The following is a 19,637-nucleotide window of genomic DNA, read 5'->3' on the forward strand; positions in this document are numbered from 1 at the left end:
TGTGATGAACCTTGCCTTGCTTAGAGTCTTCGGCATCCTGATTGCCGTGCACGAGTTAAACAGACTCGTGAGGCTCTTGTTGCAGGTTACTATGGTGGGGTTTGAAGAGGGCGAGTCCTTTACGGATATTGCTCCGATGATTCTCGCAAGTGTCGCCATTATTCTCGTGGGGATAATCGTGTTCGCAAAAAAGAGCGCGAGACTCCTGAGGGTCTTTTCCGCAATCATGATAATAGTGAATATTGTTGGCGCTATAAATTTTGCGCGTGTGTATTTGGGCCTTCAATATTCGCCGGGTGTCGGGTTCCTGCTGCAAAGGCTGGCCGACCACTTTATAAACATGTTTATGGTAGTCTATTTCGTTTCGTTGTTTATGGGGAACATGAAGACTCCAGAAGGGAGCCGTGTGAACTTGAGCCTGCTCCGGTTCTGCGCCGTAGTTTTTTTGGTAGACGGGTTTGGCTTTTTGGTGCATATCGGGTACGACCATTCCGTGCCTGTCGTAATCATGACTGCGGCTTCGATTGCGGCGGGCATTGTTGCCCTTGCCAAGAATAACACGCTGGTCCTGAAGGCCTTTGCGGTATGTTCAATTCTCTGGCTCCTGTGTACTCACATTGAATTTGTCCGTACAAACATGTTTGGCGCGTATCACGTTGCCAATGCTGTCGTGGGCATAGTTTTCAGTGCGCACCTTGTGGTGTGCATTGCCACGTTCTTTATAGATGTAGAAGAAAGCAAGTTCTACCTCCAGAAACTGAAGGCGCTTTTCTTCAAGTGGAAGAATCTTGCCTGATTTACCGCTTCTTCACGGTCCTGACGGCAGGGCTTATTTTCTTTTCGCCGGTGCCGAGGTAGCGGCCCTGCATGTCAAACACGCGTGCGTCGCCCTTTAGGAGCGTAAGGCTTGCACGCCTTGAAATAGCCGTCGTTTCTTCGGGGTTGTCTGGCGTTGTGCCGGCACTGTCCGCCGTTTCGGTGATGTTGAAGTAGTCAATTTGAAAATAGTTGATGGAACTCTGCCCCTTATACCCTTCCACAAGCGCCATGACATCGGTTATCTTGCCCACCTTCAGGCCGAGCTCTTCCCACTTCTTGAAGTGGGCGGTAATGTCGACGTGCCCGCTATCGCGCTTGGTGCGTCGGATGCTGAAATACTGCTTGAACGAGGAGTCGCCCTGGACGCCCATGTGACTGTTGGCGGTGTTCTGCCAGATGTCGTAGGTGTCGCCATCGACGGTGAATTCGCCGAGCCTGGTTCCGAAAGTGGATGTGTCGGCTGTATCTTTGATTATCCAGTAGTCTATGATATAGAATTCGGTTTTCGGCTCGGTGGTATTGCCTTGGATGCCAACCAGAAAATAGGGGGTGCCGAAGCCGCCGCCTTTTGTGCGAAACTTGTAGTCCGCAGAAAAATTGCCATGCTGGTCGAAGGTCTTTGGCTCGTCGAACTTGGGACCAAAGCGCACGATAGCGTCCGCGACCTTGGAGTAAACTAAGTAGCCGCCATCATCGTAGCACTCCAAATAAGCATTGTAGCCATCGCGCCAGACTTCGTAACTGTAGTTTGTACCGTCTATCGTGCCGGAGGCGTAGTTTTCGCCCTCCGCGGGCCATGCGTTAGGACACCTTTCCGCATAGATAGTCGTAGCCAAGCCCATGGTGAGGGCGATTCCTAAACCCACTAGATTCTTCTTCATGTTGTTAATATAAGTTTTTTTTTGGCCCGGTGGGCGTTAATTCTGCTTAACCTTCGCGCCGTTCGCCTTGAAATACTGTGAATTCTCGTTCAGGGAACGGCTGTTCTGTAAACGCCCGTTCAGGAACAATTCGCGTTTTTGCGTTTTTTCGTTGCGGGCATTGAAGTCGCGGCGGTTTTCGCGGGGTGTTTCGAAGATGCGGGTCGGTGGCTCCGCGCTGGATTCGAGTTTCCACTTCTCGAAGGAATCGAGGCCCGCGTTCCCGAGCACGGCCAAGTCATAGCCGATGACCTTCAAAGCCCCCGCGGCGTATGCGGTATCGAGTTGAGCCGAGATTCTTGCGCTGTCGGCAAGCGCGTGCGAGTCGTCGGTGCGGAACAGTTCCATGTCCACCCAGAATTCAATCCCGTATTGATTGCAGGCCTGTGCCACCGCGCGTTCGTAGTTGCCCACGGTCGCGGTTTCGGCATGAACTTTGCCCGCATCGCTTGCGCCTACGCCGTCCTGTACGGCGATTACGTCGGGCTTGAATCCTGTGGCAAAAAGTTTCTCGAAAAACGATTGCAACTTTTCGGGCGTTTCCAGATTCTGGTTGTAGAATGGGGCCGCCATCACCTTCCAGCCCCTAGCCTGTGCGGCTTCGGTGACCGGCTTCAAGAAGTGTTCCGTGAGCATTTCCGGAGTCGCGTCATCGCGCAGGCCGTCCCAGTAGTAGCGCGCAATCTCTTGCGGGATGTACACGCCCGCGACTACGGTCTCGCTCCCGTACAGCGCGTAAATTTCTTCAAGCACTTTCAGGTTGCGTGCAGACAAAGTATCAAGCTGCTCGGCGGTCGGTGGCGTGTACCAGTTGTCGCCATTGTAGTAGAGCCCGAGCCAGACCCTGGTCCCGGTGGCCTTCGCCGCCTCGATGCTTTTGGGGAAAAGTTCATTGTTCTTGTACTGCGTGTTCTGCAGAAAGTCCAGTTGCGAGGGGTAGTACAAGTGCGTCGCCTCGACCGCGGCGTACTGCAACACGACTTCGTCCATCCCGAGCGCGTGCAGGCGCTGGTGCATGTGCGTGATGGAATCTTGCGGGTAGTAGGCTGTGGACCAGCCCGCGTCGAAAATACCCGCGAACCCCGCCGCATGAACTGCGCCGGCAAACGGCCCCGCTACAAGCGAAAACGCTCCGCACAAGAGCGCGGGAAGCATGAGTCGGAATATGTGCTGCGAGATGGACATACCCGAAATATATACTTATTTCGGGCGAAAGGCACGATTCTCGTATCGGTGACGTTATTTCGGTGACGTTATTTGAGCGCTGCCTTCACGTCTTCCACAATCTGCTTGGGCGTGAGGCGGTTCCTTTCCATGAGTTCGCCGTAAGGCACCTTATCGTAGAATTCCTTCTTGAGCCCTTTCACGAGCACCTTCATGTCGCGGGTGCCGTAGAAGCGGGCGATTTTTTCGCCGAAGCCTCCGTCGACCACGCCGTTTTCGAGCGTCACGACAACCTGGTGGTCAGCGCATAGTCCTTCGAGCACATCGCTGTCGATACCTGTCGCAAAACGCGGGTTGACAATCGTTGCGTCGATTCCCGACTTCGCAAGTTCTGCTGCGGTTTCTTCAGCGAGCGCGTAGTAGCTGCCGAGGCCGATCAGGGCCACCTTGCTTCCGCGCTTGTCAACCTTGAATGTGTTGAGCTTGGAGTAATCAGTGTCGAATTTTACGCTGCGGTGCGCAACCCCGTTCGGGATGCGGATGGCCATCGGGTGTTCTGTTTGGTCGATTGCGTAATCCATCATGGCTATTGCCTCTTCCACGCAGGTGGGGCAGAGGTACACCAGGTTCGGGATGTTGCTCATCATCGGGATGTCGAAAATGCAGAGGTGCGTAGTGTCGTTCATGCCGTCCGCACCCGACATGGTCACGAGAATCGTCGCCGGATTGTTGTTCGCGCACAAATCCTGCGAAAGCTGGTCGTAGGTGCGCTGGATGAACGTGCCGTGTGTGCTGTAGATAGGCTTTGCGCCGCCCTTCGCGAGTCCGGATGCGAGTGCGACGGCGTGCTCTTCGGCGATGCCCACGTCAATGAACTGCTTGCCCGCTTCCTTGCGGCGGTCGGCAAAGAACCCGATGCCCGCAGGCACGGCAGAATGGATTACGACGACTTTCGGGTCCGCCTTGATTTTCTTCATCAAGTAGTCGCCGAGGATTGCGCCGTAAGATTCGCCGCTACCCCAGTTCACGACGCCGGTGGGAATGTCAAACGGTGCGGCCCAGTGGAAACCTTCCTTCGCGTTTTCGGCGAAGCTGTAGCCCTTGCCCTTGAGCGTGTGGATGTGCACAACCACGGGCTTTGTGGAATCCTTCACCTGCTTGAATGCTGCGATGAGCGATTCGATATCGTTACCCTGTTCTACATACAGGTAGTCAAAGCCGAGGCTCTTGAAGTAATTGTTTTCGCTCTTGCCCTGCGTAGCGCGGAGTTCCGCGAGGCTCCCGTAAAGCCCGCCGTGATTTTCGGCGATGGACATCTCGTTGTCGTTCACCACCACGATAAAGTTCGTCGCGTATTCGCCCGCATTGTCGAGACCTTCAAACGCCTCGCCTCCGCTCAGGGAACCGTCACCGATTACCGCAATCACGTTGCCCTTCTCGCCCTTGATGTCGCGGGCGGTTGCAAGCCCGAGCGCAAGGCTTACGGAAGTCGAGGTGTGGCCAATCATGAACTGGTCGTGTTCGCTTTCGCAGGGTTCGGTGTAGCCGGTGACGCTCCAGTACTTTTCCGGATTCAGGAACGCTTCGGCGCGGCCAGTGAGAATCTTGTGGGTGTAACTCTGGTGGCTTACATCGTAGACAATCTTGTCCTTGGGCGATTCAAAAACGTAATGCAGCGCGATGGTCGGCTCCACGAATCCGAGGTTCGGCGCCAAGTGTCCGCCGCATTTTGAAATCTTGTTCAAAAGTGCCGTGCGGATTTCGGCCGCGAGCACCTTGAGGCTTTCCGCGTCCATCTTCTTCACATCTGCAGGGGATGCAATCTTTTCTATCAGCATAGGGTACCGCCTATAAAATATTTCAACTAAAATATACAACTTGCTGTGCGTTTTATAAGCCTCAAAAACGCATTTTCTGGTTCGCGCAGGAAACAGGCTCCATCCACATTGACGCGATTTGCAAAAAGAAGTATTTTCAGGGCATGAAGTTGCGCCTTCTTCTCGTACCCTTCTTTGCGATGCTCCTGCTGTGCTGTGCCGGCAGCGAGCCCGCTACGGTCAAGAAAGGAGAAACTACGCAGCCGCCCCCGAAGGGCCCGCCAGATTCCGTGTTGGTTATTGCAAGTTTCGAGAACCTGTTGCACGTCATCCCGAATTATTCAAGGCCCCAGTCGTCAGATAAGGACAGGTTTATCCGCGAAGCGGTCACGACCATGTGCAAGGGCGGTGACTTTATCGAGTATTCCATGGAGGGTAGCGGGTTTGGCAAGACGGAATTCTCCGTAAGGCTAGAGCGTATTGCGCGCGATTCGACGTGGTTTGTGCAGCGCACGATAGGCTACTGGAAGGATTACATGAAAATGGGTGCAGACCCCTACAATCATGCCATGCGGTGGCAAAAGATGGTGGTGGATTCCGTTGCGGATACGGCGATGTTCCTGAAAATGATTGACAAGATGGAATCGTTCATGCCCGAGACGACGAAGGTGGAAAAACCCGATTACGTTCTGGTGGATTCGAATATAGAACACCTGTTCTATAAGAAGGATGGAAGATGCAGGAGCGAGAGTGTCATGGGCGGCTACTTCTTTGATTCTCCGAGGATGTACGCACTTTTTAAGGAAATGGCAAAGTGGACCCGTGACGACTACTTTACGATCGAGTTTGTGCCGGATAGCAACCTGGTGCGTTCGAACGTAAAACTGCCCGAGCCCGTAGAATGTGAGGTGCTTTACTCTCCGGAGCCCGGCAGGTATGAACGTGTTGAAGGACTTGATAAGCCGATTCAGTTGAAGCCCGGCGAGCAGAGAACACCATTCGATTTTTCGAAACTGATAAAGGGCAGCATGATGCTGTGTGGCGAGGATGCCGGTATGATCAGGAATATCTGGCAACTGGATGAATTCGTGAAGGAGTAGCATGCGTCGCTTTTTATTCCTGCTTTGCATTCTCGTGTCGGCGCTGTTTATTGCCTGCTCCGAGTCGTTTACCGACCCGCGCGACGGCCGGAGTTATGACATTGTGAAAATCGGGGAACGGACCTGGTTTGCGGAGAACCTGAATTTCGTGACCGAGGGGAGCGTGTGCCCCGAGGGCGATACCCGCAACTGCGATAAGTATGGGCGGCTATACACTTGGGACGATGCGCGAGTGGCTTGCCCCGAAGGCTGGCAGCTCCCGGACAGCGCGGACTTTGCATTGCTTATTACGGAGGCGGGCGGCGCGGATTTTGCGAGCGGCATGGCAGTCGCGGGAGAAAAACTCAAGTCCACCAGCGGGTGGTTCAAGAAGGGGAACGGTACCGACGCGCTTGGCTTTAACGCGCTCCCCGCGGGCTATCGCGGTGAAAAATACGACGGCATCGGCGGCTACGCCTACTTCTGGAGCGCGACAGTTACGCCCGACGATCTCGCATATTACCTCTTCCTTGATTTCAGCAGCAAGGCGGCAAGCATGAATGCCTTCCCCAAGGGCGACTATCGCTCGGTACGCTGCGTCAAGGCCGCACCATCTTTATAATTATAGATAGAAGCTTACGCCGCCGGTATAGCCGCCGGTGGCTCCCCCGTCGGTATCTATGTCGGTGAATATTCCCCCTGCGGAGATTTCTATCAGGTCGGTGAGCCTGTAGCCTACGGTGAAGTAGTGGCTTGTGATAGTGGGGACGCTCAGGGCCTTGCCGTTGATTTCGGGATTGGGCGTATAGAAGCTCACGCTGTAGTTGACAAAGAACTTGTCGATGTAGAAGCCGGCATATGCGCCTGCAAAGAAACTGGTGTAGATTTGTGAATCATTTTCACGGATCGTTTTGTAGTTGTCGTCGTCAGAGACAACTTCGCCGGAATATTGCAGGTCGCTAAATTGGTTGTAAATACCGAGGAATGCCCCGAACTCGATGTGCGAAAAGTTGCACCCGAGCAAGATGTGGTTGATGAACCCGTCTTTGTAGCCCGCGCCTAGACCGAACACAGAATAATTAGCCTTGTATAGGAATTCGAATTTTCCGGCGAAATCGAGACCTCCCATCTTGTAGGCTGCGTCGCTGGATTCGAGATCGTCTCCATCGAAGAGTTCTTCTAGGCTTTTATTCCAGTGTATGTCTTCGGAGATGTTCACTTTTTCTTCATAGTTGTAATTGACCTTCCCGGTGAAACGCCAGACGCTGGAGTTCTGCTTCTGGTTCGTGTTTGCACCATGGACTTCCGGCGCCTCGGATACGGTCATACGGAACTTGTGGAGCTGCGTGGTAACGCAACCCGTGGTAAGCAGGGCTGTCAATGCGTAAATGACTAGTGCTGTTGTTCGTGCGAATTTCATGCGCATAAGGTAAGAAATTGCCCCTGCACGGTCAATAATGCAGGCTAATCTTTACGATAGGCGGCAAATTGCACGGATAAAGCGGGCTCTAGTAGAACAGCTTCACGAGCAGTGTACCCACGATGGTCGAGACGATGACGCTCACGAGGCCAGGCCGCATAAAGCTATGGTTCAGCAGGTACTTGCCGATGACGGTTGTGCCCGAGCGGTCGAAGTTCACGGTCGCAATGTCCGAGGGGTAGTTCGGGATAAAGAAATACCCGTACACGCTCGGTAACACGCCCAGGAGCACAGGGCCTTCGATGCCGAGGCTATAGGCGAGCGGGAGCATGGCGACCACCACCGCGCCCTGCGAGTTGATGAGCACGCTCACCGCGAAGAACGCGAACGCGATGGCCCACGGGTAATGCTGCACGATGTCCTTGAGGCCGCCCTGCATCACGTCCATGTAGTTCGCGAAGTAGGTATCGGCGAGCCAGGCGATTCCGTAAATGGCGACGACGGCGACCATGCCGCTCTGCCACACGGCGCCCGCCACGGCCTTCTTGGGACTCGCCTTGCAGCAGATAATCATGAACGCCGCGGCCGTTATCATCACAATTTGGATGATGATGTTCATGGCGAGCGGCTTCATTTGCGCCACGCCGTCAATTACTTTACCTGTAGGGAACTTGGGGCGAATGTCGTGGCCCGCAATCTGCATAATGGAGAAGAATACGATGACGGCGAGAGCACCGAGGAAAATGAACACGGCGCGCTTCGCTTCCTTGGAGACTTCCTTGTCGAGCACGGAAGCGGTATTCCCGTACATGTATTCCTTCATCTGCGGGTCCTTGAGGCGCGCCTGGAATGCCGGGTCCTTGTCGAGGTCGAGCCCGCGCTTGTATGAGACGGCTGCCGCGGCCATGAGGCCGCAAAGGCACGCGGGAATCGTAATCGCGATGACCTGCAGGTTGTTGATGTTGAACCCGTTCGCGTTCGAGATAATCACGAACGATGCGACCGCTGCTGCAATCGGCGAGCAGGTAATGCCGACCTGCGATGCAATCGAGGCCACGCCGCAGGGGCGTTCCGGGCGGATTCCCTTCTTGAGCGAGATGTCGCAGATAATCGGCATGAGGGTGTAAACCACGTGGCCGGTACCCACGAGAACCGTGAGGAAGAACGTGCAGAGCGGGGCGAGAATCGTGATGTGGTTCGGGTGCTTGCGCAGGAGCCTCTCCGCAATCTGGATTAGCCAATCCATGCCGCCCGATGCCTGCAATATGCCCGCGCAGGTCACCGCCGCGATAATGATGTAGATAACGTCGGTAGGCGGCTTGCCCGGCTGTAGGCCGAAGCCGAGTACGAGGATGGCAAGGCCGATGCCCGAAATAGCGCCGAGAGCAAGGCTCCCGTAACGGGAACCCACGTAGAGGGCGAGGAGCACAATCAAGAGCTGGATAATCATCAATGTCATGGTTTTAAAATAATCTTTTTTCCCGGAAAAGGGTTTGGCTTTTTGATAATTCTCCGTAAAATTACGCCGGCAGTGTTGCCGCCGGTGAAAAAAAGACCCCGCCGGGCGGAGTCTTTTAATTTGTTTGTAACGCGTAGCTCAAAGCGCGATTATTAGTCGTCGTTCAGGTGCGTCGGCATCAGGAGGAAGCTGAACCCGAGATTGTCGCCTACCGGTTCAATGATGCAGGCGCCGATGGGGTTGTTCATCTTCATGATGGTCTCTTCGCTCTTGCACATGCTGAAGATTTCGGAGAGGTAGCGGCCATCGAACCCGATGCTGAAGTTGCCTTCGCCGTTGTGCGTCACTGCGAGTGCTTCGCGGGAATCGCCACCGACATCCGGGTCGCTTGCGCTGAGTTCCATGTTGTTGTCGTCGATCTGCAGGCGCACCTTGTGGGTACGCACGTTCGCCATGGCAATCACGCTGCGCATCTTGTTCTGGAATTCAACCGTGTTCATCTGCACGGTGCGTTCGAAGTTCTGCGGAATCACCGCACGGTAGTTGGGGTACGGTCCTTCGAAGAGCTTCGAGATAACCTGGGTGGAACCGGTGTTGAAGAGGATGTGCGTTGCAGACGTACGGACCTCGACTGTGGCATCGGGCTTCACCATGTGGAGGATAAGCTGGAGGGCCTTCTTCGGGATGATGGCGCCGTTCGTGAGGTTCGCGCCTTCCTGTTCGATGGAGGCACGGCCCAGACGGTGACCGTCGGTCGCAATCATGGAAATCACGCCGTCCTTGGCTTCAAGATAGACGCCGTTCAGGTTGAGGCGGATAGTGTCGGTCGAGCAGGCGAAGGTCGTCTTTTCGGCGAGGAAAGCGAGTTCGCTTGCGGCAAAGTTGAGGGATTCGCCTTCGGAGACTTCGGGGAACGGCGGGAAGTCGCTTGCGTCGATACCGCTGATGGAGGCCTTGCCCTTCGCGCTCCACTGGATGGTGGCGAGGTAATCCTGCACGTCGAAGGTGACATTCGTGATGCTCGGGTCGACGAGGCTCTTCACGAGGTCAAGCAGCTTGCGCGCGTTGATGACCACGGAACCGTCGCGTTCACCCTGGACTTCGACCTTGACCCTGATACCGAGGTTCAGGTCGGTCGCGCTCACTTCGAGGAAGTTGCCTTCCAGGCGCAGAGCGAAGTTGTTGAGAATCTGGATGGTGGACTTGTTGGGGACTGCGTTGATGGCTGCCTGCAGTACATCCAGGAAAGCGTTCTTTTCGATCACGAACTTCATTGTTTAGGCACCTCTCTGAATAAGCATCGTACCCACGAAGAATACGACCGCAATAATTCCGATAATTACGATAACCCCTTTATTCAGGGCGTTCTTTTTGTTTGGCGTAAAATTTTTGACGTTTTGCTTAGCGCGTCTGCGTTCGCTTCGGCTCATGTTATGTCTCCATTGTTTTTTACAATGAAAAACTACTATTTTTTAAGGCCGAGCGAGGTAAGATTTATGAACGGAACGGCTCTAAACAAGATAAAAAGCAAGGCGCTGGGGGTTGCCGGCACCGCACTGAGCAGGGTTGAACTGGCAACGGAAGAAGGTAGGCTCAAAACCAAGTTCCAGTCCCTCGGTCAAAAGCTCTACAAGGCGGTCCAGGGCGACCTTCTTTCTACCATCAAGGACGACCCGTCGGTGGTGGAACTCATCGGCGATATTGAGGAGACCAAGCGCCGTATCGAAGACCTCGAGGCAAAGATTGCCGGAGGGGGCCGCTAGCCCGTGCGCAAGCTCGAAGTCCATGTGTTTACGGAACGGACGTCCGGCAGCAAGAACTTCCGGTTGTCGTTCTGGCGCATACTCCTTGTGCCGGTGGCCATACTGCTCGCGGCAGTCGGGTTTATCCTGTTCTCCCCGACGCAGATTATAGACAACTTAACAACAGACGATATCGTTTCGGTTTACCGCCAGAACAAGGCCATCAAGGAAGAAATCAAGGGTATCCGCGAGACGGTGGACGAATCTATCCTCAAGGCGGAGGAAACGAAACTCCTGCGCGACAGCACCATGAAACTGAGCGGGCTCGGGTTTACGCTGGACGATGCCCTTGGCGAGGAATCGGTGCCGTTCTCTTCCAGGAAGAGCCTGCGCGAGATCGAGGGCAGTTTCAAGAGGCTATTGAAGGGCATCGAGGCCGATTCGGCGCTGGCGGCGCGCTTCCCCGTGATTCACCCGCTCAAGAACGGGCATGCGATAAGGAACCGGTTCGAGATGATCCGCGACCCGTTTACCGAGATTGAACTGCCGCACCGCGGAATCGACTACGTGGCCGACGTGGGTGACACGGTGTACGCGACAGGCGCGGGCGTGGTGATGGAGGTGCGTTCGCATCGCGGGTTCGGGCTTTCGATGAAGATTAGCCACCTGCCGAGAGTCCGCACGTTCTACGCGCACCTGGGGCATGCCCTGGTACACGAGGGCGACGTGGTGCGCCGTGGCGACCCGATTGCGACCGTCAACGAGAGCGGGCGAGAATCCGGCGTGGGCCTGCATTATGAGATTCGCGTGGATGGCGTGCCCGTAAATCCGGAAGACTACTTTATTACTAAATAGCGGAGGTGCCGCCATGAAACAGGCGCCGTTTGAACAGAATATCATCGCGATGGTGTGGGACTGCGACAAGACCCTCATCAGTTCGTACATGCAGGAACCTCTGTTTCGCCACTTCGGCGTGGACGGTAAAACGTTCTGGGCCGAGGTGAATGCGCTCAAGGAACGTTACGGCGCGCAGGGCATTTCGGTGAATTCCGATACAAGCTACCTGAACCATATCCTTACCTACGTGAAGGCGGGGCTCTTCAAGGGGCTTTCGAACAAGCTGTTGCGCGAGTTCGGCAAGGAACTCGTGTTTTACCCGGGCCTCCCGCAGTTCTTTGGCGAAATCAAGAAACTTGTCGAGGAAGACCCGAAGTACAAGGCGTTCGATATCCGGCTGGAACATTACGTTGTTAGTACCGGGTTTGCGGAGACGATTCGCGGGAGTTCCATCGCGCCCTACGTGGAGGGCATTTTTGGTTGCGAGTTTATCGAGAACCCGTTGCAGCCCGGTTTTCTGGATGCAGCGGGGGACCTGAAATCGGGTGCGTCTGCCGCGGAACTCGGCCTGGTTCCGGACCGCGAGATTTCGCAGGTCGCCAGCGCGCTCGACAACACGAGCAAGACCCGCTACCTTTTCGAGATAAACAAGGGGAGCAACAAGTATCCCGATTCCATCGACGTGAATTCCACGATTGCCCGCGAGAGCAGGCGCGTGCCCTTCGAGAACATGGTCTACATTGCGGACGGCCCGAGTGACGTGCCCGCGTTCAGCATATTGAACTACAACGGCGGTTCTACCTTTGCGGTGTACCCGAAGGGCGACGTGAAGGCCTTCCGCCAGGTGGAGGCTCTCCGGCATGCCCAACGCGTGCAGATGTTCGGCGAGGCGGACTACGTGACGGGTAGCCAGTCGTGGCTGTGGCTGACCGAGAAGGCCCGTGCCATCGCCGACCAGATTGTGGAAAGGAAGCAGGCCGCCATCCGCAACAGCGCCGGCGCGCCGCCCGCTCACTTGACGTGAGCCGGCGTTTTTACGAGATCCGTTCGCGCCGAATTCATATAAGGCCCCTCCGGTCAGCGCTCACTTTCGCCTACGCGACCGATTGATATCGGTCGCTCTGGCTCACGTGCTCACTTGACTTAAATATCATTTAAATATCTTTTATTATATTTATGTTACCTTTTACGGCGTTCCGGACCCGGATTGCCGTTTTGGGCGTTTTTCTATAAAGTTTTACCATACTTTTAGGATTGTTAATGACGTATAAGTGCAAACGTGGAATTTTGATTAGTAAGACCCCTTACGAGACGCGCTATGCCATCATGGAAGATGGCGAACTGGCGGAACTCGTGGTCGAGGGGAGCTCTTCGAATCAGGTCCAGGGTAATATTTATAAGGGTGTCGTACAGAAGGTCGTTCCTGCGGCCGGGCTTGCCTATGTAGATGTAGGGCTCGGCCAGGACGGTGTCTTGCGGCAAGAGGATGTCTTTGACGCGAAGGCCGCGCTCGAACGCAGGTTCGATGACGACGATTCGGATGCCTACGGGCAGTCCGCCATAACCGATGTGCTCCACGAGGGTGACGAGATTATGGTGCAGGTCTCGAAGGAAGCCGCGGGCGGCAAGGGCGTGGGGCTCACCATGCGCGTGACGTTCGCGGGTAGCCTGTTGGTCTGCATGCCGGGCACGAACTTCATTGGCGTGTCGAAGCGTGAACGTGACATTGCCCGTCGCCGCGAGGTGAAGGGGATGATCAACCGCCTCAAGGCCGGCGACGTGGGTTACATCGTGCGTACCTCGGGCATGGAAGCGACGGAGGAAGCCCTCCAGCAGCAGATGCAGGAACTCGAGGCCCTCTGGAACCGCACCAAGGAAAACTATGCGGGTGCCACCGTCGGTACCTGCGTGTACGAGCAGTCCAATTCCGCGGGCCGCGCTATCGGCGAATACTTCAACGGCAACACCGACTACGTGTACGTGGACAACCGCGACGAGTACTTCTCGCTGCGTGACTACCTGCGCAGCGCCGCTCCCGAGATGCTCGACAAGGTGAAACTCTGGAGCTCTAGCGAGAGCCTCTTTGAATATTTCAAGATTGAGAACGATTACGCCCGTTCCCTGCAGCGCCAGGTACCGCTCCCGCGTGGCGGAAACCTCGTGATCGAGCAGACCGAGGCGCTCATGTCCATCGACGTGAACACGGGACCCAAGGTGCACGGCAAGGACCAGGGCAAGATTATCCTCGAAACAAACATCGACGCCTGCCGCGAGATCGCGAAGCAGCTTAGACTCAGGGATGTGGACGGCTTTGTCATTGTGGACTTCATCGACATGGAGACTGACAACGACCGCGAGATTATCTACCAGGAATTCGTGAAGGCCGCCCGTCGCGACAAGGCAATCGTGAAGCCTTCCCCGATTACTCAGTTCGGGCTCATGGAAATCCGCCGTGAACGTGTGCGCGAAGATTCTTACAAGAGCAAGTTCTGCCCGGTGTGCCGTGGCGGTGGCCGCATTGCCACGCTCGAGTCGGCCCTCGGGACAATCGACCGCTGGATGGCGCGTGCCCACTCGAAGGGCGGCCTCAAGCAGGTGACGCTCGTGCTCAGCGCCCCGATGGTGGAGGTGCTGGTGCGTGACCGCGCCCGCATGCTGCACTACCTGGAATACAAGCACGACATGAAGGTCGAACTCATCGAGGACGACCGCGCCCACGTGAACCAGTTCTGGATGTTCAACGACCAGAAGGAAGACATCACCGAGCTCTACGACTTCGTGGAGTCCGATGCGCCCGCGAAGCCTACGCGCCCCAAGCGCGGCAACGTGCGCGGTCGCAACAAGGTGAAGCGCGAAATCCTCATCAGCAAGACTCCCTACGAGAAGCGTATTGCCATCATGGAAGACGGCGAGCTTGCCGAACTCGTGGTGGAAAGCGTTTCCTCGACCCGCGTGCTCGGGAATATATACAAGGGCGTGGTGCAGAAGGTATTGCCCGCGCTCAAGGCCGCGTTTATCGATATCGGCATGGAGAAGGCCGGGTTCCTGCACCAGGACGATGCCATGGACCGTAGCGAACTCCTGCGCCGCGAATACGGTGACGACGATGACGAAGATGGCCCGTCCAAGGAAATCTCCATCGACGAGATTCTGAAGGAAGGCCAGGAAATCATGGTGCAGGTGGTGAAGGAACCCATCAGCACGAAGGGCGCACGCCTCACGACTCACCTGAGCTTTGCGGGGCGTTTCCTCGTGTGCATGCCGGGGACCAACTTCATCGGCGTTTCGAAGCGTGAACGCGACCCGGCCAAACGCCGCGAGTTCAAGAAGGTGGTGCGCCGCCTCAAGGCCCGCGACGTGGGCTACATCGTGCGTACCAACGGCCTCAACGAATCCGAATTCGAAATCCAGAAGCAGATGCGCGAGCTCGAGAGCAAGTGGGAACAGACCAAGTTCAACTTCGCGAACCAGCCCGCCGAAACCTGCATCTACGAGGAATCCGATTCCATCGAGCAGACCGTGCGCGAATACTTCGGCGAGAACACCGACTACGTGTATATCGACAACCGCGAGGAATACCTCGCGCTGCGCGACTACCTCAAGGTGCTTTCTCCGGACAAGCTCGACAAGGTGAAGCTCTGGGACAAGAACGAGAGCCTTTTCGAACACTTCAAGATAGAGAACGACTACGCGCGTTCCCTGCAGCGTCGCATTCCGCTCTACAACGGGGCGAACCTCGTGATCGAGCAGACGGAAGCGCTCGTTTCCATCGACGTGAACCTCGGGCGTGCCCGCGGCAAGGACAGGAACAAGCTCGCCCTCGAGACGAACTTGGACGCCTGCCGCGAAATCGCGAAGCAGTTGCGCATGCGCGATGTGGGCGGCCTCATCATCATCAAGTTCATCGAGATGGGCGCGGATTCCGACCGCGATGCCGTGTACCAGGAATTCCGCAAGGCTATCCGCCGCGACAAGGCGCCGATTAGCCCTGCGCAGATTAGCCAGTTCGGCATCATGGAAGTTACCCGCAAGCGCGTGCGCGTGAACCTCATGACCGAGAAGACGGAAATCTGCCCGGTATGCCGTGGCGGTGGCCGCATCGCGACGCTCGAATCTACGATGGGCGAAATCGACCGCTGGATGGCACGTGCCCGCAACAAGGGCAAACTCCGCGAAATCAACCTGGTGGTAAGCACCATGATGGTCGACGCGCTGTGTGCAGATTCCCTGCGCCTCTACCGTTACCTGGAAGCGAAGCACGGGCTCAAGATAAACCTCGTCGAGGATACCTGCGCCCACGTGAACCAGTTCTGGATGCTCGACCGCAGCAACGAGGACATCACCGAACTCTACGGAACGGTATAGCGTAACGCGCCCGGCTTGCCGGGCACGCTCGTTTATCGAAGTTCGTTTATAACAAGAAACCCGCGGATTTTTCCGCGGGTTTCTTGTTGCAGAAAGAGAGAGCTAGTTCTTTTTCTTCTGGTCGTTTCCGTTCAGGACGTCGCCCAGGTTGATGGCGTTCTTGCCACCGCGACGCACGCCCCACAGCAGGTCGCGCGTGATGTTCGAGGCGGTCCTGCGGCCAACCATCACCTTCACGTGCAGGCGGGCGATATAGGCGCCCGTACCCACGAGGCGTCCGTCGTCGGCGCGCATGTTCCACGCGAGGAACAGGTTGCCCGGGTTGGCAAGGCAGCCCGCGTCACCGTAGACTTCCTTGTCGGAGCAGAGGATGGTTCCCGAACTGCCGCCCACGTAGTTGCCCAGGTGCGTGTAGTAGTGCGTCTCGTACTTGAGCTTCACGTCGTCGGGCTTTGCGAGCGAGAGCGTGCCGTCGCGGAACTGCTCGATGTTGCTTGCGGTAATCGTGCCGTTCTTGATGGCGTCAATCACTTCTTCGCTCACGCCGGCCTTCTTGAGTTCCTTCTCGGAGATGTTGCCGTCGACGATATCCTGGAACAGTGCCCCGACGTCCATGTCGGCCGCGGTCTTGATGTTCATGATGGAATCACGGCTCGCCTCGATACCGCGCTGCACGTATTCCTCGAACAGGTCGAGGTCTTCGTCACTCAGTTTGCTCTTGTAGTTGTCGGCGGTAATCGTGCCTTCGGTAAACCCGTTGACGGCCTCTTCGCTGAACCCGCCTACCGCGCTTGCCGTGATGCCTGCGATAAGCTGGGCCACGGATTCCTCTTCGGTAATCTCGAGCACGGTGTACGTGGTGTCGTCTTCGCCGCTGTTGAGCAGCGTGGATATAAGCGCGTCGAGGCTCGCGATGTCTTCGGCGGTCTGCGTCTGGATGAGTTCAGCCACGTCGAAGCCAATCAGGTGACCCTGCACTCCCTTCTCGTCAGAGACCTGCTTCGCGTCGGCATCCTTGTTGGTGATGAGGATGGGCTGCGTCGTTGTCGGGTCCTGCACAATCGGGTTGTCGGGCGAGAGCGGCAGCACGTCGGCGCCGGTAATCTGCATGTCCTGCTGGCCCGTGATGCGTACCATCGGCGTGTACTTGTGCGGCTTGTTGCTGCTCATGTCTTCGCCGAGGTTTACCGTGGAGCCTCCCTGCGGTACAAAGCCTATGGAGTCGCCCACGGAGGGTATCACAGCGTCGTAGGTGCTTACGCTGAACAGCAGAACCATCTTGCTCTGCGAAGAAGAGTTGCTTGCGCCTATGGGCTTTTCCGGATCGACGACGGCACCGGCGCGTACGCAGTGGTACCGGAACATGTCCTTGAAGTGTTCCATCGATTGGCTGGTAATCGCCTCGCTGAAGGTGAGTTCCAGTTCGTGCCCTTGCTTGGTGATGCTCTTTACCGCCTGCGTCACGATCGGGTTTACCTTGTCCGTAAGCGGGTCGGCCGCAATGTGGAAGTGGTAGCCCTTGTTGTTCTCGGTGTAGGTAAACCAGGTGTCGATGCTGCCCGTGTAAACGTCTTCCTTGCCGCCGGTGAATATCAGGCTGCTGAAACCGCACGGCTTGTAGGGCTCGCAGGCGCCTTCGGTTGCAATCGCGAGTTCAGTCTTGTTCCCGTGGATGTGGAAGTTCGCTTCCGTCTGCACCGGGAATCCTTCGCCGAACGCGAACTTCAGGGAGTCTAGGTGGTTCTTGCCGCCCAGTTCCTTGTTGAACGTGATGTGCAGGCTGTCGCCGCGTCCGTCGCCGTTACGGTCGTAGATTTCGGCGCTGGAGATTCTCGGGATGGGCGGTTCCTGGAACACGAGGTTCGTCCATACTGCGGCAGAGGCCGCGGCTCCCTTCGCCTGTAGCGTCGCGCCCGATACGGGAGCGTTCGCGATAACGTAGAAGGTCGCCTTGCCCGTGGAGTCGAGCACCACCTTGTTTATGGGCTTGCCAGTCTCGTCGACGGTCTTCAGGTTCAGGTCAGAGGAATTGAGGTTCACGTTCTGGTTATAGAGCGTGACCGTCGCCCAGTCCTCGAGGAACATCACCTGTACCTTGTACATCTCGTACGCCCACTTGCCAATCTGGAGCGTGTCGCCCGAGACCTGTGCGCCGAGCGGCTTCCATTCTTCTGTCGCGTAGACGAGCGTCGGGATCTTGTACGGCGGGATGGTAATCCACACGCCGGTCTTCTGCGTCGGGTCGGTCTTCAGGGTGATTTCCAGGTAGTAGTGGCCCGGAGCAAGCCCGTTGTTCTCGACAATCCTTGCGGAGTCGATGCTGAACTTCGCCCAGCTCTCGTCGATGTTGATGCCTTCGAACCACATGCCTACGGAGTCAAGCAATACGCCCGCTTCGCCGAGGTTGCCGCCGGTGAGGCGGAAGTTCGAGGGACCTTCGGTGGTATCGACCTGGCCGCCTTCGTTCGCGTCAAAGTCGCAGCTGAGCGCGTCGCCCTTGGTAATCTGCCAGATGTCGTAGTTCTTGGGGTTCCATGCCTTGCCCATCGCGGCCGCGTTGAGCGAGTCGTTTGTGAGGAATATGCTTGCATCGGTGTGCAGGTCCATGGACGTGCGCATCATGAAGTTGGAGGAACTGGTGTGGCGTTCCACGTAGAAGATGTGGAAGGGGTATTCCTTGCCTTCGACAAGGCCGAGCGTATCGAGGTCCACGGAACCGACGACTTCGCTGTGCTGCCCGCCGAGGTCCACCACCAGGCGGTTGTTGATGAACACCCACACGTCGTCATCGCCCTTGAATTCGAACTTCTGGCCGCGCACGTATTCGAACTTGGCCTGGAACTTCATCGTGAAGCCGAAGTTGTGCTTCTTGTTCCCTGACTTGCTGTTCAGCTGGTCAAAGAAGATGTTCTTTACGGTCTTGGCGTCGTCGAGGTATTCGAGGTCATCGAGCAGGAAGAAGCCACCTTCCGGGCTGCTGCCGTTCTTCTGGCCGTACCAGTAACCTTCCTTGTCAAGTTCAAGGTCGACGTCGCGGCATGCGGAGTTGGTATATTGCTTGCCGCTTGCATCCTGGCCGATTACGATGGGCAGGAACCAGTAGTCGAGGTGGTCGCTAAGCAGGCAGTCTTCCGGGAAGGTCGGCGAGCGTACGGGGACTCCGTTCGGGCCGAGCGTCTCGCTCACCATGCCAGACATATAGCTGGTGCCCTTGCTGTCCTTCGCGTTGTTCTTGTAGTTGTTGTAAGATCCGCTGCAGCCGCCGCTACCGAAGTCGTTGCTGATCAGGTAGAGGGTGTTGCCGAAGTACTGGTCCTTGGCGCCGTTTGCGTAGGGCTTGTTCGAGGAAGCGGAGCATTCGATGCCGTCACAGCCATCGCCGTGCAGCCAGTCGAACATCATCACCTGGATGGTGCGGACCGGGCACTGCCCGAGCACGCCCGGGTACTGCGCAAACATTTCGGGTGCGTCGTTCTTGAAGCTCTGAATCCAGAGCGTATCGCTCAGGGCGGCGATGCTGTCGAGCACGATTTCGCCGCCTACGGGGATGCCGCCCGCGGCGACTTCCTCGTTGCCCTCGGCGCCCACGTAGGTGTTGCCGATGGTCTGCTTGAACCTTACGGTGAAGTTTGTCGCGGGTACGTTCTTGACCTTCGTCTCGAACCAGCCGCAGTAGTTCTTCACCGCCGACATGATGGTTTCGGTGCCGTTGTAGATGAACACGGCATTGGTATTCGTCCAGTTCGGCATGAACCGGATGATTTTAGTTGAACTTGTGGTGGCGACCGGCTGGTCGGGTTCGCCGCCGGGCGCACTCTGTGATGCAGCGCACACTGCCAAGACTAGGGTCAACAGCAGTACATGAGTAATTGACTTACACACAATCTCGCTCCTTTAACATCCCTGTATAAAACGCGATAACTCTTCTATATAAATATGCCTTATTGTAAGCAAAAAAGCAACTATATAATTATTTACAACACAAGAACATACGCGAAAAGGGGCGTTTTTCGCG

Annotated in this window: 14 protein-coding genes; 7 read left to right on the forward strand and 7 right to left on the reverse strand. The window is 56.3% G+C overall.

From position 1 onward, the window contains the following. Positions 1-4 precede the first annotated feature (4 nt). Positions 5-796, forward strand: coding sequence for a hypothetical protein (locus CRO08_RS09645; RefSeq protein ID WP_097036020.1), 792 nt, complete (start codon positions 5-7; stop codon positions 794-796). Position 797: 1 nt separating this feature from the next. On the opposite strand, the gene CRO08_RS09650 is transcribed toward CRO08_RS09645, so the two are convergent. The 3 genes from CRO08_RS09650 to CRO08_RS09660 all read right to left on the reverse strand — a co-directional run bounded on the left by CRO08_RS09650 (position 798) and on the right by CRO08_RS09660 (position 4,741). Further along, entirely contained in the window at positions 798-1,700 is a 903-nt protein-coding gene (locus CRO08_RS09650; RefSeq protein WP_097036021.1) for a glycoside hydrolase family 11 protein, read from the reverse strand. 36 nt (positions 1,701-1,736) lie between these two features. Next, positions 1,737-2,924 carry a DUF4434 domain-containing protein gene (locus CRO08_RS09655; RefSeq protein ID WP_097036022.1) on the reverse strand — a complete coding sequence of 396 codons (1,188 nt, stop codon included), beginning with the start codon at positions 2,922-2,924 and terminating at the stop codon, positions 1,737-1,739. A 68-nt stretch (positions 2,925-2,992) separates the two neighbouring features. After that, positions 2,993-4,741, reverse strand: coding sequence for a 1-deoxy-D-xylulose-5-phosphate synthase (locus CRO08_RS09660; protein ID WP_097036023.1), 1,749 nt, complete (start codon positions 4,739-4,741; stop codon positions 2,993-2,995). A gap of 143 nt (positions 4,742-4,884) precedes the next feature. On the opposite strand from CRO08_RS09660, the gene CRO08_RS09665 reads away from it, so the two are divergent. Then, entirely contained in the window at positions 4,885-5,820 is a 936-nt protein-coding gene (locus CRO08_RS09665; protein ID WP_097036024.1) for a hypothetical protein, read from the forward strand. Between the two features lies 1 nt (position 5,821). Continuing rightward, a complete protein-coding gene (locus CRO08_RS09670; protein ID WP_097036025.1) occupies positions 5,822-6,421 on the forward strand; it encodes a fibrobacter succinogenes major paralogous domain-containing protein in 600 nt (199 codons plus the stop codon). Here CRO08_RS09670 and CRO08_RS09675 read toward each other — a convergent pair whose 3' ends face one another. The 3 genes from CRO08_RS09675 to dnaN all read right to left on the reverse strand — a co-directional run bounded on the left by CRO08_RS09675 (position 6,422) and on the right by dnaN (position 9,952). Next, positions 6,422-7,219 carry a hypothetical protein gene (locus CRO08_RS09675; protein ID WP_141398313.1) on the reverse strand — a complete coding sequence of 266 codons (798 nt, stop codon included), beginning with the start codon at positions 7,217-7,219 and terminating at the stop codon, positions 6,422-6,424. It abuts the gene before it with no gap. An 88-nt stretch (positions 7,220-7,307) separates the two neighbouring features. After that, the gene (locus CRO08_RS09680; protein WP_097036027.1) at positions 7,308-8,678 is read right to left on the reverse strand and encodes an anaerobic C4-dicarboxylate transporter; all 1,371 of its coding nucleotides are present in this window, start codon (positions 8,676-8,678) and stop codon (positions 7,308-7,310) included. A gap of 152 nt (positions 8,679-8,830) precedes the next feature. Next, entirely contained in the window at positions 8,831-9,952 is a 1,122-nt protein-coding gene (gene dnaN, locus CRO08_RS09685) for a DNA polymerase III subunit beta (protein WP_097036028.1), read from the reverse strand. A gap of 222 nt (positions 9,953-10,174) precedes the next feature. Here dnaN and CRO08_RS09690 point away from each other — a divergent pair, with 222 nt between their 5' ends. The 4 genes from CRO08_RS09690 (at position 10,175) to CRO08_RS17360 (ending at position 15,622) form a co-directional block, all read left to right on the forward strand. Beyond that, positions 10,175-10,441 (forward strand): hypothetical protein, encoded by a 267-nt coding sequence (locus tag CRO08_RS09690; protein ID WP_073116393.1) that lies wholly within the window; start codon positions 10,175-10,177, stop codon positions 10,439-10,441. A gap of 3 nt (positions 10,442-10,444) precedes the next feature. Further along, the gene (locus CRO08_RS09695; RefSeq protein ID WP_097036029.1) at positions 10,445-11,275 is read left to right on the forward strand and encodes a M23 family metallopeptidase; all 831 of its coding nucleotides are present in this window, start codon (positions 10,445-10,447) and stop codon (positions 11,273-11,275) included. A gap of 13 nt (positions 11,276-11,288) precedes the next feature. Beyond that, positions 11,289-12,281 carry a haloacid dehalogenase-like hydrolase gene (locus CRO08_RS09700; RefSeq protein WP_097036030.1) on the forward strand — a complete coding sequence of 331 codons (993 nt, stop codon included), beginning with the start codon at positions 11,289-11,291 and terminating at the stop codon, positions 12,279-12,281. A 263-nt stretch (positions 12,282-12,544) separates the two neighbouring features. Beyond that, positions 12,545-15,622 carry an Rne/Rng family ribonuclease gene (locus tag CRO08_RS17360; RefSeq protein ID WP_255252310.1) on the forward strand — a complete coding sequence of 1,026 codons (3,078 nt, stop codon included), beginning with the start codon at positions 12,545-12,547 and terminating at the stop codon, positions 15,620-15,622. A 102-nt stretch (positions 15,623-15,724) separates the two neighbouring features. On the opposite strand, the gene CRO08_RS09710 is transcribed toward CRO08_RS17360, so the two are convergent. Further along, positions 15,725-19,504, reverse strand: a complete 3,780-nt coding sequence (locus CRO08_RS09710; RefSeq protein WP_141398314.1) for a fibro-slime domain-containing protein — start codon at positions 19,502-19,504, stop codon at positions 15,725-15,727. Between the last annotated feature and the right edge of the window lie 133 nt (positions 19,505-19,637).

Origin of the sequence: Fibrobacter sp. UWT3, assembly GCF_900230125.1 — a bacterium.
Classification (GTDB): domain Bacteria; phylum Fibrobacterota; class Fibrobacteria; order Fibrobacterales; family Fibrobacteraceae; genus Fibrobacter.